Source organism: Curtobacterium sp. S6, from assembly GCF_000710345.2.
Lineage (GTDB): Bacteria > Actinomycetota > Actinomycetes > Actinomycetales > Micrococcaceae > Rothia.
Genome location: NZ_JHEL01000009.1, coordinates 117,327 through 133,215, shown reverse-complemented (window position 1 = coordinate 133,215; position 15,889 = coordinate 117,327). Strand labels below are relative to the sequence as shown.

Genomic DNA, 15,889 nt, shown 5'->3' with positions numbered 1-15,889 from the left:
ACCACGGCGCCGGCGCGCGATGCGTGGCGACGCCGTGGTTCAGGGCCGGCTCTTAGAGGACCCCCGCGAGCCGGGAGACGCCCTCGGACAGGCGCTCCGGCGCGACCGAAGAGAACGCCAACCGGAGGTTCCGGGCCCCCGCGGGCTCGGTGACGTCGACGCCCGCGGCCGAATCGTCGTAGAACGCTGTCCCGGGGACGAAAACGACCCCGGCGTCGATGGCCTCGGGCAGCGCGAGCTCCGCGTTGGAGACCTTCGCCCCTTCCGGCAGGGTCAGCCACGTGAAGAAGCCACCCTCGGGCTCGGTCCATTCCGTGCCCGCGGGCATGTGCTGCTCGCACGCCTCGAGGACGGCCCGGCACCGCTGCGCGTACAGCTTCGAGGTCTTCCGGGTGTGGGATTCCCACATGCCCTCGCTCATGAACCCGAGGACCAGGCGCTGGGAGAGCACCGACGGACAGATCGTGACGGCCTCGCCCGCGATCTGCAGGAATTTGCGGACCCGCGGCGGCGCGACCATCCAGCCGACGCGCACCCCCGGCGAGAAGACCTTGGAGAAGCTGCCCAGATAGATCACGGCCTCGGGGTCGTACGAGTGCAGGGAACGGTGGCGCGTGCCGTCGAATCCGAGCTGACCGTAAGGGTTATCCTCGACCACCAGCACGTCGTTCTCCCGGCACACCCGCACGAGCTCGGCCCGGCGGTCGTCCGCGAGCGTCACGCCGGTCGGATTCTGGAAGTTCGGGATCGTGTAGAGGAACTTGACCTTCTTGCCCTCGGCCTTCAGCGCCTTGATGCGCTCCTCGACCTGTGCCGGGACGAGCCCGTGCTCGTCCATCTCGACCTGCTGGACCTCGGCCTGGTACCCCTCGAAGACGCCCAGGGCGCCCGTGTACGTGGGGCCTTCCGCGAGCACGACGTCGCCCGGATCGGTGAACAACTTGGTCACCAGGTCCAGGCCCATCTGGGAGCCCGCGGTCATCTGCACCTCGTCGAGCGTGGGGCGCGAACCCTCGGACTCCATGAAGGAACAGACGAGCTCCGCGAGTTCCTCGAGCCCGGCACCGGATCCGTACTGGAGAACCTCCAGGCCCTCCCGGGCGATGATGGATGAGGCCATCTCGCCGATTTTTTCGAGCGGCAACAGCTCGAGGTCCGGGTTGCCGCCCGCGAGGGAGATGATGCCCGGGCGCATCGAGACCTCGAAGACGTCCCGCACGGGCGAGGGGCGGAATCCCGCGGCACGGTCGGCAAAACCACGCATGAGGCGGGCATCGGCGCCGGTCGCGCCGGCCATGAGTTCCTGGATGTTGACCACTTAATTCTCCTGTGAGTCGAGTGGGGGACGCGTGCGTCCGTTACTGTCCGTAGGTGTGCTGGGCTTCGCCGTAGGCTGGGCCGTCCGGCGCGGAGTCCTTGCCCAGGGCGAGCAGGCTCAAGAATTCGTAGACGATGTGGGCGGCCGCGATGCCGGTCAGTTCGGCGTGGTCGTAGGCCGGGGCGACCTCCACGACCTCGGCCCCCACCAGGTTCAGCCCGCGCAGGCCGCGGATGATCTCGAGGATCTCCCGGCTCGTCGCGCCGCCGGCCTCCGGGGTTCCGGTCCCGGGAGCGTGCGCCGGATCGAGCACGTCGATGTCCAGGGACACGTAGAGCGGGCGGTCGCCGACGCGGCGACGAAGCATCTCGACGATGGCGTCGACACCCATGCGGTAGATGTCCGCGGAGGAGACGATGCCGAAGCCGAAACGGGCGTCGTCATCCAGGTCCTCCGTGCCGTACAGCGGGCCTCGGGTACCGACGTGGCACAGGGCGTCGGTGTCGATCAGGCCCTCCTCGAAGGCCCTGCGGAACGGGGTCCCGTGGGTGTATTCGGCACCGAAGTAGGTGTCCCAGGTGTCCAGGTGAGCGTCGAAGTGCAGGAGCGCGACCGGTCCGTGCAGCTCGTGCATCGCCCGCAAATTCGGCAGGGCCACGGTGTGGTCGCCGCCGATCGTGACCATCTTGGTGCCGTTGCGCGTCAGTTCTCGGGCACCGGCCTGCATCGCGGCGAGGGCCTCTTCGATATCGAAGGGGTTGCCAATGATGTCCCCGGCGTCGGCGACCTGTGTGTTCTTGAACGGGGAGACGTTCTGCGCCGGATTGAACGGGCGCAGCAGGCGGGAGGATTCACGCACGTGGTTCGATCCGAAGCGTGCACCGGGTCGGTACGAGACGCCGGTATCCCACGGCATGCCCGCCACGACGACGTCCGCCGACTCCACCTCGTCCAGGCGCGGCAGGCGCGCAAACGTGCCGAGGCCCGCCCACCGGGGAACCTGCGCGGCGTTCACGGGTCCGACGTACTCGCGGCCGTTCGCGTCCTTTTCCACGACGCGCTGGGGCTTCGCCGAGAAGCTCGGCTGGACCTGAGGCTGTTCGTTCTGATGATTCACGGTCGTCCTTCCGCAACGATGATGAGGGGCTTGTTTCCCATTGTGCAACGAAAGTTGCGTCGGCGCACGAGGTCCCGCGAGATTCGTGCGGGCGCGATCAGACGTATCGCCGGGCGGCCTCGATCGCTCGCCGCTCATAACCGCCGCCGAAGAGCGCGGCGTGCAGGAGGATCAGGTGCAGCTGATGCAGGTCGACCCGCTCCTGCCATCCGGCTTCCAGGCGGTGGGCCTCTTCGTATCCGTCAAGGATCTCCCCGAGGTGGGGCGCGCCGAACATCGCGAGCGCCGCCAGGTCGTCCTCCCGGTGACCCCCGTAGGGAGTCGGGTCGATGAGCACGGCGCCATCTTCGGCCCACATGACGTTTCCGGCCCATAGGTCGCCGTGCAGCCGCGAGGGGGCGTCGTCGTCATCGAAGACCCCGTCGCGCAGGCGATCGCAAAGCTTTCCGAACAGGGCGCGGTCCTCGCCGGTGAAGCCCGAGACCTCGCGCACGAGCGGGGCGATGCGGAGCTTCGCGAACATCGCGCCCCACGAGGAGAACTCGCCGAGCGGAAGGGCGAGCTGCTGACCGGCCGGGCCCTGGTACCCGTCGCCCTCCCACCCCGTCGGGCCGGATCCGAAGGCGTCCGCGCCGGCGTCGTGCGTCAGCGCGAGGCCCTGGCCGAAGGCGCGCGCGGCCGACTTCGAGGCGGAGGATTCGCGGATCATCTCGAGCTGAAGCCCGTCCTCGACGACGTCCAGCACGCGACAGACGCGCACCCCGCCGTCGTTTTCGGCCTCGGCCAGCCAGTCGAGTCCGGATTTTTCCCAGTCAGCCTGGCGTCCCGTGGTGCGTTTGGTGAAAGTCTCCATAGACAAGGTGTATCACCGGAGCGCTCACCCAAAAAGAGGCGAAAATTCATTCCGTCGCTACTTTTTTCTGTCACGCTGATGGCGTGAGTTTCTTGATCGCCCATCGCGGGCATTCCGCGAAAGCACCCGAAAACACCATGGTCGCCTTCCGGGCCGCCGAAAGAGCGGGGTTCCCCTGGGTCGAGACCGACGCGGATCTGTTGGGCGACGGAACGGTCGTGCTGATCCACGATCCCACCTTCAAGCGCACGGCCCGTAGCCCCGAGCGCGTCAGCGAGGCCGTCGCTTCAGACCTCGAAACCCTCGATGCCGGCAGCTGGTTCTCCGAGGAATACCTCAACGTTCGCGTCCCCCGGCTCGACGAGCTGGTCGGGTTGATGCTCGATACAGACCTCAACGTGAATATCGAGCTCAAGCTGACCGATCCGACCCCCGAGCGGATGGAGGAATACCTCACGGGGCTGGGCCGTAGCCTGCGCCGGCTCCCCGCCGCGGAGCGTGGGGAGCGGATCATCATCTCCTCCTTCAACCACCAGTTGCTCGCGGCCTGTCACATCCGCCTGCCGGAATTCCCGGTTGCTTGCCTCTTCGAACGCGGCCGGTTCGCGCCCTTCAACCGGCACTCCGTGTGGCGCGAGGCCGCCCGATCCACCGGGGCGACGTTCGTGCACCCCGGGCACCGGGAACTCACCGCCGACATCGTGCGGAAGATTCACGAGGAAGGGCTGCGGGTCAACACCTGGACCGTCAACGATCCCGCGCGGGCCGCGCAACTTGCGAGCTGGGGCGTCGAGGGCATCTGCACGGACGGGCCGAGCGGACTCACGCCCGGAACCGCCCCGGAAAGTATCGGCCGGGAAAATAACTTTCCAAAGAAACAATTGTCTGCTTAGCGAGCCATTAGTTGAACCAGCTTTCAACTATACTCAGAATCGTCTTTCGTCAATCTTTTAAAAAACTCTTGTTGACTCTTCATCACCTGAATAATATGTATCGCATCAGGGCTCGACACCCCGTTGAGACCGTGGATAATGGAGAAAATCAATGAAGAGATCTCAGCACCTCAAGAGGACCAGTTCAATCGTCGGAGTTATCGGAGCCGCAATGGCACTCGGACTCTCGGGAACTCCTGCTCTTGCAACCACGGACGCCAAGCCTACGGAATACATCGTGGGCGGACATGCCACCAATAGCCCGAATATCGTTCAGCTTTCCTTCGACACCCCTGGCCAGGAGGGCTCCTTCGCTTGCACCGGCGAGGCCATCAGCGACGAATGGATCCTCACGGCAAGGCACTGCACCGAGGATTCGGTCAATATGAAGGCCTACTATTCCAATGACACACATAATCCAGGCCGGGCCAGCTACGCGGATAGGGTCGTCAATTCGCCCTACGGTGACGTCGGGCTGGTCCACCTGAACACACCGCACCCCGTAAGTCAGTACGCCCGTCTGGGTGACGGCTACGACCCGCGCCAGGGCGATTCAGGCGACATTTACGGCTATGGCCTCCGCGGCAACCAGGTTCCCGCCGACTGGCTCTTCACGGCCCGTGTTAATGTGCTCGGCCAGTCCACCGATGCCTACCACGGCGCTGCGGTGCACGTCCGGGGAGTCAACGGCGCCTCCAACCACGGTGATTCGGGTGGCCCGCTGGTCATCGACGGTGTGATCGTCGCCGTGTGCTCCACGGGCGACACCGCCGACCCCGGCTCGGACATCAACGCCGGTAGCAACTACGCGAACCTGAACGATCACCGCGACTGGATCGCACAGGAGACCGGAGTCTAATCTCCGTGTCGCTGAGGCAGCGAGGCGTCGGTTCGCCCCGTGCGGACCGGCGCTTCGTCGCCACAGTGTCAACGGCGCCCGGTGACGCCGGGTCACGCGTCGATCGGTTGTCCCCAACCGGTGGCGGGCCCGCGTTCGCCGTAGGAGCGGTGTCCAACGATGTCGGCATCTTCCACGAGGTTCAGGCCGGCGCGGAAGTACCGCCCGACCGCACCGGGCACCGGCATTCCCATCGCCACGTACTTGCGGCCGCGCAGCGTCCCGTAGCGGGTGGCCACCTCCCGGGAGGTCAGGACCTCGGGCCCGGAGGCGGTCAGGTCCCGCACGGTCCCCTCGGCGACCACGCGCACCATCTCCTGGGCGAGGTCCTCCGGGTGCAACAGTTGCCAGCGCACTCCCCTCGGGGCCAGCACGATCCCCGTCCGCGACGTCGTGGTGAAGATGTCCTCGATAAAGCTCGTGAATTGCGTGGCCGCGATGAGGGAGTACCGGCCCAGGGCCGAACGATACGTGCGGTCCTGGTTCGCCTTGCCCGCGTAGTAGGCGTACGAGGTGCGGTCTTGATTGACGATCCCGAGGCAGTACATGGCCGGCTGCTTTGCCACGGGAAGATCGCCGACGGTCGCCGCCACGCCGTGGGCGATCTGGGGAAACCTGGCGGGCTTCTTGCGGCTATCGGTCACGTCGACGATCGCATCGGCCCACCCGGCGACGCGCTCGGGCAGGGGGATCGTGGCCAGGTCCAGGCAGAGGTGACGGAGCTTCTCGCCCATCCACCCCTCGGGCGCCGCCCTACGGCTGACGGACACGACCTCGTGCCCTTCATGCAGGAACTTTCGGGTCAGCAACCGTCCCATCTGGCCGGTGGCCCCCAGTATTACTACTTTCATGGGAAACCTTTTGTCACGATTGAACGGTGCGAGTGAAGTATTTCAATTCTAAGGATGAATCACACCGTGTAAAGGGTTTCCCCTGGTCGTTTTCCGACTATGCGTTGACCAGAACCCAGAGAATCTCCGCGGTTTCCTCACCAGTATTGCGCCAGGAATGTGGCTCGTGACCGCTCAGGGTAATCGAATCTCCGGCCGTCAAGTGAAAATCTCCGCCGCTGGTGCGCAGCAGGAATTCCCCGGCCATCACGTGAAGAACCTCGGTTTCGCACTCCACGGTGTAGAGGGCGTCCTCCCCCGCGCCTCCGGGGGCCACGGTGGCCCGGATGACCTGGACCTTTTCCAGGCTCGCTCCGGAAACCAGTCGCTCCTGGATGCCCGCGCCGCCGAGGTCCACCTCCGGAGCGTCTTCCAGGCGAATCACCTGGGTATCCGGCTCTTTGAACAGGGCACCGATATCCACGCGAAGCGCCCGGCAGATCTTGACGAGCGACGTGACCGACGGGGAGGTCTGATCCCTCTCCACGCGGCTAATAAAACCCTTGGTCAGATCCGTGGCCAGCGCGAGTTTTTCGATGGTCATGTGCTGACGGAGCCGATGATTCCGCAGCCGAGAACCGATCTCTGGGGAGCGATCCGACTGTTGTACGGGCAATGCCTTCACCGCTCGATCCTTTCCTTGGGCTTCTTGCATGGTACCGATAGAGTTTCCTGAGTTCCCCATCACGTCCCCGATTGGACCCCCGTGAATCTCCTCATCATCCTGCTGTATCTCGCTGCCATGGTCCTCATCGGTTGGTACGGCAAGAGGAAAGCCAAAAGCACCGAGGACTACCGCGTCGCCGGACGACGACTGGGATACCTGTTCTTCACCGGAACCATGTCCGCGGTGGTCCTGGGCGGCGCGGCGACGATCGGCGGCGTGGGACTCGGGTACAGCTACGGCATTTCCGGCATGTGGATGGTCGCCGCGATCGCGGTGGGCGTGATGGTGCTGTCCCTGGCCTTCGCCGGGCGCCTGCAACGGCTCGGGGTGTATACCGTCTCGCAGATGTTGGAGTTGCGCTACGGCGGGAGGGCCGTCAAGGCGTCGTCGATCGTGATGCTCGGATACACCGTGATGCTCGCGGTGACCTCAACCTCGGCGTACGCCTCGATTTTCAAGGTCCTGTTCAACCTGGACCGCCCGTGGGGGATCCTCATCGGCTCGGTCGTGGTAATCGGCTACTCGATCCTCGGCGGGATGTGGTCCATTACGCTGACCGACCTGCTGCAATTCCTCGTCATGACGGTCGGCATGTTTTTCCTGCTCCTGCCGTTCTCCCTGCACTCCGCGGGCGGTTGGTCTGGCCTGCACGACCGCCTCGACGCCGAGTTTTTCCACCCCGGGGCCATGGGCACCGAATCCATCGTCACGATGTTCGTGATCTACACGCTGGGCCTGCTGGTGGGGCAGGATATTTGGCAACGCGTCTTCACCTCCCGGACGCCGCGCGTGGCCCGCTGGGGCGGCTTCGCGGCGGGCGTCTACACCCTGCTGTACGGCATCGCCGGTGCCGTGATCGGAATGGCCGCCGCGGTGGTCCTCCCGAACCTCGAATCCCCGGATGAGGCCTTCGCGGCCCTCGCCCAGGACTACCTCCCCGCCGGGCTCGGCGGCATCGTGCTCGCGGCCGGCGTCGCCGCGATGATGTCTACGGCCTCGGGAGCGCTCATCGCCTCGGCGACGGTGGCACGGGTCGACGTCGTGCCGCTCATTGGGCGCTTGCTCGGACGAAAGGGTGGCCAGGCGCAGGGGCCCGAGGGCGCGGACGGCTCGTCGAGCGTCTCGGGGGACCGCTGGTACGTGCTCGGCATCGGCGTGATCGCGACGCTGTTGGCGATGCTCGTGCCAAGCGTCGTCACCGCCCTGACCATCGCGTATGACATCCTCGTCGGCGGGTTGCTGGTGGCGATCCTCGGCGGCCTGTTCTTTAAGCGCGGCACCGGCCCGGCGGCGGCCAGCTCGATGCTCGTCGGAGCGATCAGTGTGCTGGTCTCGATGATCTTCTTCGGCGTGGACGCCAACCAGCCGATCTACATCGGCCTGGTGGCCTCCGTGGTGGTCTATATCGTGGTCTCGCTCGCGACGCCGCGCACGGACGCGGCGGTGCTGGCCGAGTGGCGTGGGCGACTGGAGGGGTCGAGGCGGCCGTAGGCCTCCGGCACCCTCGAATCCGTGCAGGGCCCGTCGCGCCAGCCATGGAGCACTAGACAATCCGGCATTCCCACCAAGTTGCATATACGTATATTCTGGTTGCGTGCTCGGATACTCCGGGCGGGGTCTCGCGCGTCGCGATAGGCTCCCACACGGGACACGACCCAACGAACACACGGCCGTCACGACCATCAGCCGCAGTGCCGCGGCGAGGAGGAATCTCATGAGCGAGCAGCCCACGCAGAACACCATCACCCAAACCGAATCCCGCCACAACGCCGGTTACGCCATTCTGGCGACCCTCCGCAACTACGGCATCGACACCGTCTTCGGCATCCCGGGCACCCACAACCTCGAGTTCTACCGTCACCTGGACGAGCTGAACATCAAGCCCGTGACCACTCGCCACGAGCAGGGTGCCTCCTACGGCGCGGACGGCTGGTCGCTGACCACCGGGCTGCCCGGCGTCGTGATCACCACCTCGGGGCCCGGCCTGCTCAATTCGCTCTCCGGCGCGGCCACCGCCTACGCCGAGTCCCGCCCGATGATCATCCTCTCCCCCGGCCGCCCGCGCGGTCAGGAGTTCCGCGACATTGGCGCGCTGCACGAGACCAAGAACCCCACCGGCGCCGTGGGCGCGATCGTGGGAACCTCTCGCCGCGTCAACTCCGCCCTGGAGGCCGTGGAGATGATCCACAATGCGTTCGTCTCCTTCAAGCACTCCCGCCCGCGCCCGGTGCACATCGAGGTTCCGCTGGATGTCCTCGAGGAAGAGGCCGAGTTCACCGAGGCCGACCTGAAGGCCCGTCCGCTCGGTTCCCCGCAGCCGGCGCCGGTGGACGACGTCGCCCGCGCGGCCACCATGTTGGCCAAGGCCAAAAAGCCGCTCATCGTGGCCGGCGGTGGCTCGTTGGCGGCTCGAGAGTCGTTGCTCGAACTCGCCGAGATGCTCGAGGCCCCGGTCATCACCTCGGTCAACGGCAAGGGCGCGATCCCGGAAAAGCACCGGCTCTCCCTGGGTGCAGACCTCCGGCTGACGGCCGCGCACGAGTTTTGCCGCGAGGCCGACGCGATGCTGATCGTCGGCTCCAAGATCGGCGAGGCCGAGCTCTGGGACGGCGACATCCACCCCAACGGCCCCGTGATCCGCGTGGACATCATGCGCGACCAAATGCTCACCAACATGACCCCGGACCTGGAGCTGCCCGGAAACTCCGCCGCCGTGATCCCGCAGCTCGTCGCGGCCCTGAAGGTCACCACCGAGGGGCAGGACCCCCGCGAGAAGCGCGACCTCCAGCCGATCTTCGACCGTCTGGACGACGAAGGCCGCTCGATCGCCCCGGAACTGGCCAAGCTCAACGAGCTGATCATGGAGGTCCTGCCGGACGACACGATCATCGCGGGCGATTCCTCGCAGGTCACCTATATGGGCACGACCACCTTCTACCGGGCACCCAAGCCCAATTCGCTGCTGTACATGGCGACCTACGCGACCCTCGGCTACGGCCTGCCCGCCGCGGTGGGCGCCAAGATCGCGGCCCCGGAACGCCCCGTCGTGTGCCTGCTGGGCGACGGCGCGCTGATGTTCGCGATCCAGGAGCTCATGACGGCCGTCCAGGAGGAGCTGGATATCCAGATCATCTGCGTGGACAACGGCGGGTACGGCGAGATCCGCGCCAACGAAGAGGCGCGGAACATCGCCCCGACCGCGGTGGACCTCAAGCAGCCGGACTGGGTCAAGCTCGCCGAGGGCTTCGGTGCCACCGGTTTTTCCGCGACCGTGGATACCCTGGGCGAGACCGTTCGTCGTGCCCTGGGCACCAAGGGCCCGTCCCTGATCCACCTGACCATCGGACGCGACCTGTAACCATTAGCGCTTTAGCCTTTCGAATGTGCCACAGTGGAGGCCGTGACTCACCTCAAACGCGCCGCGGCCTTCACTGGCACAGAGATCTTCTCGCCCTTCATCCTGGCGACCATCCTGCTCGTCGGGGTTCCTTTGAGTACCGGAGCCGGTTGGCTCTGGCAGGCGCTCGTGGGCGTCGTCGCGGTGGTGGTCATTCCGTGGAGTCTGTCCCTTTACATGGCCCATACGGGTAAGGTCAGCGACCGATTCATCTATCACCGCAAACAGCGGTACGTGTTCTACGGGATCTCGCTGATCTCGATCGCGGTGGGAACCCTGATCCTCTTGATCGCCCCGAGCGCCCCGGCGACCAAGAGCATCATCACCGTGATGCTCTTGGCGATCTTGATCATCGCCCTGGTGAACTTCAAACTCAAGGCCAGCGCCCACGCGGGCATGAGCGCCGTCTTCGGCATGGTGTTGCCCGGGCTGCTCGGTCCGTGGTGGATCATCGCCTCGGTGATCGTGCACGGCACGGTGTGCTGGTCGCGCTGGCACCTGAAGAAGCACACGGCTCCCGAGATCGTCGCCGGATCCATCATCGGCGTGGTGCTCGGGGCCGGGCACCTCTGGTTCGTGGCGGGACGGTGATCTCATGATCGGAGTGCTTGAAGGCTTCGCCATCATCGGGATCGTCGTGGCGATCGGCTATGTGGTCGAGAGGCAGGGGATCCTCGGCAAGAACGCGGGGTGGACGCTCAATCGCTTCGCGTTCTTCGTCGCGCTTCCCGCGCTGATGTTCACGACGCTGTCCACCGCGGATCTCCACGTGATCTTCTCCGCGCGCCTACCTGTCGCGGCGTTCAGTTTCCTCGCGATGGTCGCGGTCTACACGATCATCGCGGGTCTCTTGTTACGTCGGGGCGTCGGCCGGGTGACCGTGGGCGCGGTCGGTTCCTCCCTGCTCAACGCCAACAATATGGGTCTGCCGGTGGCGACCTACATCTTCGGCGACCCCACGCAGGTCGCACCGATCCTGCTGTTTCAGCTGATCCTGGCGACGCCGACCTGCCTGGCGATCTTCGACATCGTCGCCAAGGGATACGTTTCCTTCCGGGCCATCGCGACCCAGCCGGTACGCAACCCGATCATCATTGCGTCGCTGCTCGGCGTCGTGTTGAACGCGTTCCACCTCAAGGTCCCCGACGTGATCCATCAGCCGCTCAGCATCCTGGGTGGGGCGGGTATCCCGCTCATTCTCGTGGCCTTCGGCATGTCCCTGCGGGGCAACAAGCCGCTGGCCGTCGCCGGCGAACGCCTCGAGACCCTGCTGGCGGTGGGCCTGAAGGTCGCGCTCATGCCGGTTGCGGCATACCTCTTGGGCCAGTTCGTCTTCCACCTGCCACACGACGACCTCTTCGCAGCGACGGCCCTGGCAGCGCTTCCCACCGCACAAAACCTCTTCAACTTCGCGTCGCGCTACAACCAGAACGTCGGGTTGGCGCGAGACATCGTATTGCTCTCCTCGATCGGCGCGATCCCCTCCCTGCTGGTGATCGCTGCGTTGATGACTTAGGGCCACTGGACGGGCGGGTAGCCGTTGGAGCCGTAGGGCGTTGCACCCAAGCCGCCGCATGCCGTGGACCTCAGCTCATTCGACGCTTCTGCCAGAGAAAAGTCGATAACCCGAATCCAAACCGCTCTCAGTGCCCGCTCAAAGCGCCTTCTCAAGCCCCCTCCACTCCCTGGGCCGGCTACATCTGGCACAAGCAGTCATCACCTGGGAAGGCGGCAGACTTGTTAGTCTCCCTGCCTATCAGAATGACCCAGTCAGACGACAGTTGACCTACCGAGCACCGCCAGGAGACGGTTAGGGGTTGACACGGAGGCACACCCAAAATAAAATTATTTAAATTTTAGGATTATGTAGCGGAGGCATAGGGTTGACCACATGAAGAAAATTTCATTTATTCCCTCCCTATGTTTGATGCTAGCTATTTACCTAGGCGCGTCAATTTCTCTAGGGACTCTCAATCGAGAATCACTTATTATTGTTTCCTCTTTTACTTCCACAGCGATCTTTGGCAACCTTGTGATCAGCACGTACCTACACAGGACGGCGGTGAGGAACAAAAAGAAGAAACGAGTAGAGCGCACGTCAACCCAATGATTTAAAAGGACATATACTTTCTTCGATCCAAGCCAACATGATTCCCGGACACCTTTACCTGATCCTGATCGGCGTTTCACCTCAAGGAAACAAACTACTTTTGGATAAATAGATTCGAGGACATGCCCATCCCACCATGTTTCGAACCGTCAGATTAGAGAACACATGACTCGCGTTTGATTTTAATTAATACTTGCCACGTAAAACAGGCAGAATATTTTTAGATCAGCATAAATAATCAATTATCAAACTTTATGGTTATTTACCGCGACTCCATGGATGATCGCGGCGTTGATGACTTAGGTCCACTGGACGGGCGGGTAGCCGTTGGAGCCGTACGGCACGGGTCCGCCCTGCGGCTCGTCGAAGCGACCGGCGGCGGGGCTTCCCGGAAGAAGCGTCATCACGAGGATCACGATCGATCCGGCCGGGGCCAACAAGAGGAGCAGAAACAGGGCGCTGAAGTTCGCGTCGTGCAATCGACGTGACTCTGGATAACCCGGGACGAGATGCGCCCCGGGCACCCGCGTTCAGTCCCCGCCGATTAGCAGGCCCAGCCACATTCCGAGGCCGGCCGCCGCAATAGCCACGATCAGCAATCCGATGGCGTACAGGAGCGAGGCATTCCACCGACCCGACTGGATAAGGGTCACGGCCTCCAAGCTCGCGGTCGAAAACGTCGTGTACCCACCCAGGAAACCGGTCCCCACCGTGGCCTGTAGTTCCGGGCCCATCACGTGGCCCGTCGCGAGCCCGGTCACCACGCCCAGGGCCAGCGAGCCGGTGACGTTGATGATCGCCGTGGCCCACGGCCACGATCCTCCCACCAGGAACTTCACCCAGCCGTCGACCACCATGCGCAGCACGGCGCCCAGACCCCCGGCCAGAGAAACCGCGAAAAAAATCAGGACGCTCATGACCGCTCCCCCTCTTCACCGCGCACGGCCGGAACCAGACGGTTCACGGCGAGAACACCCAAGGAGGCCGCGCCGACGCCGAGGATCACGCTCACGGCCCCATAGGCGATGCCCGCGACCGGACGACCGGAGGCCAGGAGTTCGAAGGAGCTGACCGCCAAGGTGCTGTACGTGGTGAAACCGCCCATGACTCCGGTGCACAGGAGTATGCGGGCCTGCCGGCGTCGACCGGTATCGGGGCCGAGGCGGGACATGGAGCCCAGGATCGCCGCCAGTACCGCGGAACCGACGAGATTAATGACGAGGATCGCGCCGAGGGCCTGGCCCGATCCTGGCGCCGCGAGGGTCAGGCCGTAACGAAGGGCCGTGCCGACGGCACCGCCGATAAAGGCGAGCGCCAAAAACTCCGGCCGCACGTGGAGGGGCCGTGCCGAGGCACGGTCGCGCGGACTCTTCGACGCGCTGGTCATGATCTCCTACCTTTCAGGCCCGCGGCGCCTCTAGGGCACGACGAGGCCGCTTTGGTAGGGACCGTTGTCGCCCCGGAACCGTTCGATCCGGGTGGCGAAGTTGGGTGCGGCGGGCCCCACCGCCGCGGCGGGGATGCCCCGCCTGCGAGTCTCAAAGTATGTGCCGCCCCGAACGGGTGTCAAACGGACCAGGCACAACCAGGAGCCAGGGACCCGTGAGCTGGACATCCTCCCAGGCCAGAACTAACGTGCAACTTGTATCTATGTTGCATATGCGGCCCGTTGGCCGCCGATTCCAGCCGTCAGGAGCACCCATGGCATCCACCGCCGACCACCCCCAGGGCGGGAGGACGACGTCGGGGTCTTCCGCGCGCAAGGTCGCCTCGCCCGCCAGCGACCTCGTCTATCACGAGGTCAAGGCCAGAATCCTCGACCACCGGTTGGAGGGCGGGACCCTGATCAGCGAGGGCGACATCGCCGCGGAACTCCAAGTCAGCCGCACCCCGGTCCGTGAGGGATTCGTCCGCCTTCAGGCCGAGGGATGGATGACGCTGTACCCCAAGCGCGGCGCCCTCATTCGCCAGGCCGGGCCCGAGGAAGCCAGGGAAGTCATCGAGGCGCGGATCGTCGTGGAATCCCACGCCGTGGACGCCATCGTCTCCGCCGGTGAGAGCGCCGAGGCGGCCGCGGAGCTTCGCGACGTCATTGCGCGGCAACGGATCGCGCTGGCCGACGGCGACACCGAAGAGTTCGCCGCCCTGGACACCGCCTTCCACCACCGGCTCGTGAGCCGGGCTGGCAACAGCCTCTTCGTCGACTTCTTCGACAATCTGGGAGACCGTCAGCGGCGCATGTCCACGCGGGCCATTTGGAATTCCAGCGGCAATGCCGAGGCCGTGCTGGCCCATCACGAAGAGCTCGCCGACCTCGTCGAGGCCGGCGAGGCGGAGGCTTTCCGTGATCACTTGGCCGCCCACCTCCGCGAGATCCACCGCCGCTTCCTCGCCTAACCGCCACCACTCCCATCCCCCACGCCGAGCCGGCGCGTACCCCCGTCCCCGAAAGGACCTTTGCTGTGCCTTCGCAGAAGCGATTCGCCCCACCCTGGCTGCTCGCCACGATCTCGATCTTTGCGGTGGCTTGGGGCGGCAACCAATTCACCCCGTTGCTGATCATGTATAAAAATCTGGACGGCCTCTCGACCGGGGCGGTCGACGTGCTTCTCGGTGCCTACGTCCTCGGCATCGTTCCCGCTCTGCTCATCGGCGGGCCCCTCTCGGATCGATTCGGCCGACGCCCACTCATGTTGCCGGCCCCCGCCCTGGCCCTGGTGGCCTCGGTGCTGCTCATCCTCGGCGCCGGCAACCCCGCGGTGCTGTTCATCGGACGGATCTTCTCCGGGGTCGGCCTGGGGCTCGGCATGGTGGTCGGCGGTTCGTGGATCAAGGAGCTGTCCGCGGCGCCGTACGACACCCGGGCCGACGAGACCGCGGGCGCGCGGCGGGCGTCGATGTCCCTGACCGCCGGTTTCGGGCTGGGCGCCGCGGTCGCCGCCGCGCTGGCGCAGTACGCGCCCTTCCAGGCCACCCTCCCGTACCTGGTGCACATTCTGGTGGCGCTGGCCGGGCTGATCGCTGCGGCCATGACCCCCGAGACGCACGCCCGCCAGGTCGAGCCGGCGCGTCTCGTCGAGGACCTGCGCATCCCCACCGCCAAACATCGCCGCTTCCTGTGGGTCGTCGTTCCGATGGCCCCCTGGGTCTTCGGGTGCGCCGGTAGCGCGTACGCGATTTTGCCCGGGCTGATGGGCTCGCGGACCGCCGGTTTCGACGTCGGCTTCTCGGGCTTGCTCTGCCTAATCGGCCTCGGCTGCGGCCTGATCCTGCAGCAGGTGGGCAAGAAGATCGACAACGCCGACTCGGCCCGAGGGGTCGTGGTCTCGCTGGCCGTGGCCGTCCCCGCGATGGCCTGCGCCGCGTGGGCCGCCGCGACCGTCAATCCGTGGATCGCGGTCTTGGCCGCGGCCCTCTTGGGAAGCGCGTACGGGCTCCTGCTGGTCTCGGGCCTCCAGGAGGTCCAGCGGATCGCGGGTCCCCACGATCTCGCCGGGCTGAGCGCGGTGTACTACTCGCTGACCTATCTCGGCTTCTTCATCCCGGCCGCGCTGGCCGTGCTCCACTCCTGGCTCACCTACCCGTGGATGTTCATCGGGGGCGGCGTGCTGGCCGCTGTGTGCGTCGGCATCGTCCTGACCTTCTACCGCAAGCACCTTCCCCAGGCCACCCGGGATCCGCGGCAGATCACCGCGTAACGGCCCCCG

General features: G+C 65.3%; 16 protein-coding genes. 8 read left to right on the top strand and 8 right to left on the bottom strand.

Going from position 1 to position 15,889, the window contains the following annotated elements; all coding sequences use genetic code 11:
* Positions 1-52 precede the first annotated feature (52 nt).
* From CURSPS6_RS00850 to CURSPS6_RS00840, 3 genes are all read right to left on the bottom strand, one after another.
* Positions 53-1,318, bottom strand: a complete 1,266-nt coding sequence (locus CURSPS6_RS00850) for a PLP-dependent aminotransferase family protein (protein ID WP_235503641.1) — start codon at positions 1,316-1,318, stop codon at positions 53-55.
* Between the two features lie 40 nt (positions 1,319-1,358).
* A complete protein-coding gene (gene speB, locus CURSPS6_RS00845; protein WP_035809941.1) occupies positions 1,359-2,372 on the bottom strand; it encodes an agmatinase in 1,014 nt (337 codons plus the stop codon).
* Positions 2,373-2,532: 160 nt separating this feature from the next.
* Positions 2,533-3,288, bottom strand: coding sequence for a fructosamine kinase family protein (locus tag CURSPS6_RS00840; RefSeq protein ID WP_030013398.1), 756 nt, complete (start codon positions 3,286-3,288; stop codon positions 2,533-2,535).
* Positions 3,289-3,371: 83 nt separating this feature from the next.
* Here CURSPS6_RS00840 and CURSPS6_RS00835 point away from each other — a divergent pair, with 83 nt between their 5' ends.
* Together CURSPS6_RS00835 and CURSPS6_RS00830 are read left to right on the top strand one after the other, a co-directional pair.
* Positions 3,372-4,181 (top strand): glycerophosphodiester phosphodiesterase family protein, encoded by an 810-nt coding sequence (locus tag CURSPS6_RS00835; RefSeq protein WP_152978001.1) that lies wholly within the window; start codon positions 3,372-3,374, stop codon positions 4,179-4,181.
* Between the two features lie 211 nt (positions 4,182-4,392).
* Entirely contained in the window at positions 4,393-5,079 is a 687-nt protein-coding gene (locus CURSPS6_RS00830) for a S1 family peptidase (RefSeq protein WP_160319762.1), read from the top strand.
* Positions 5,080-5,171: 92 nt separating this feature from the next.
* Here CURSPS6_RS00830 and CURSPS6_RS00825 read toward each other — a convergent pair whose 3' ends face one another.
* Positions 5,172-5,969: an SDR family oxidoreductase gene (locus CURSPS6_RS00825; RefSeq protein ID WP_152978000.1), complete on the bottom strand. Its 798-nt coding sequence runs from the start codon at positions 5,967-5,969 to the stop codon at positions 5,172-5,174.
* A 97-nt stretch (positions 5,970-6,066) separates the two neighbouring features.
* On the bottom strand, positions 6,067-6,633 hold the full coding sequence (locus CURSPS6_RS00820) for a helix-turn-helix domain-containing protein (protein WP_030013392.1): 567 nt from the start codon (positions 6,631-6,633) through the stop codon (positions 6,067-6,069).
* 81 nt (positions 6,634-6,714) lie between these two features.
* Between CURSPS6_RS00820 and CURSPS6_RS00815 the strand changes: the two genes are divergently transcribed.
* The 4 genes from CURSPS6_RS00815 to CURSPS6_RS00800 all read left to right on the top strand — a co-directional run bounded on the left by CURSPS6_RS00815 (position 6,715) and on the right by CURSPS6_RS00800 (position 11,588).
* Positions 6,715-8,166 carry a sodium:solute symporter gene (locus tag CURSPS6_RS00815; RefSeq protein WP_030013391.1) on the top strand — a complete coding sequence of 484 codons (1,452 nt, stop codon included), beginning with the start codon at positions 6,715-6,717 and terminating at the stop codon, positions 8,164-8,166.
* Positions 8,167-8,389: 223 nt separating this feature from the next.
* Positions 8,390-10,033: a thiamine pyrophosphate-binding protein gene (locus CURSPS6_RS00810; protein ID WP_082469874.1), complete on the top strand. Its 1,644-nt coding sequence runs from the start codon at positions 8,390-8,392 to the stop codon at positions 10,031-10,033.
* A 42-nt stretch (positions 10,034-10,075) separates the two neighbouring features.
* Complete coding sequence (locus CURSPS6_RS00805) at positions 10,076-10,663, top strand: hypothetical protein (RefSeq protein WP_152977999.1); 588 nt, start codon at positions 10,076-10,078, stop codon at positions 10,661-10,663.
* Between the two features lie 4 nt (positions 10,664-10,667).
* Positions 10,668-11,588: an AEC family transporter gene (locus CURSPS6_RS00800; RefSeq protein WP_030013387.1), complete on the top strand. Its 921-nt coding sequence runs from the start codon at positions 10,668-10,670 to the stop codon at positions 11,586-11,588.
* Positions 11,589-12,481: 893 nt separating this feature from the next.
* Here the strand turns inward: CURSPS6_RS00800 and CURSPS6_RS00795 are convergent.
* Genes CURSPS6_RS00795 through CURSPS6_RS00785 form a run of 3 tightly spaced genes read right to left on the bottom strand, consistent with a single transcriptional unit; the run spans position 12,482 to position 13,569 of the window.
* A complete protein-coding gene (locus CURSPS6_RS00795) occupies positions 12,482-12,661 on the bottom strand; it encodes a hypothetical protein (RefSeq protein WP_051687461.1) in 180 nt (59 codons plus the stop codon).
* A 51-nt stretch (positions 12,662-12,712) separates the two neighbouring features.
* Complete coding sequence (crcB, locus tag CURSPS6_RS00790; protein WP_030013383.1) at positions 12,713-13,099, bottom strand: fluoride efflux transporter CrcB; 387 nt, start codon at positions 13,097-13,099, stop codon at positions 12,713-12,715.
* Positions 13,096-13,569, bottom strand: coding sequence for a fluoride efflux transporter FluC (locus tag CURSPS6_RS00785; RefSeq protein ID WP_051687460.1), 474 nt, complete (start codon positions 13,567-13,569; stop codon positions 13,096-13,098). Before CURSPS6_RS00785 ends, crcB begins: the two co-directional genes overlap by 4 nt.
* A 314-nt stretch (positions 13,570-13,883) precedes the next feature.
* Here CURSPS6_RS00785 and CURSPS6_RS00780 point away from each other — a divergent pair, with 314 nt between their 5' ends.
* Both CURSPS6_RS00780 and CURSPS6_RS00775 read left to right on the top strand, forming a co-directional pair.
* On the top strand, positions 13,884-14,579 hold the full coding sequence (locus CURSPS6_RS00780; protein WP_051687459.1) for a GntR family transcriptional regulator: 696 nt from the start codon (positions 13,884-13,886) through the stop codon (positions 14,577-14,579).
* Positions 14,580-14,644: 65 nt separating this feature from the next.
* Entirely contained in the window at positions 14,645-15,880 is a 1,236-nt protein-coding gene (locus CURSPS6_RS00775; RefSeq protein WP_051687458.1) for an MFS transporter, read from the top strand.
* The last annotated feature ends 9 nt before the right edge of the window (positions 15,881-15,889 follow it).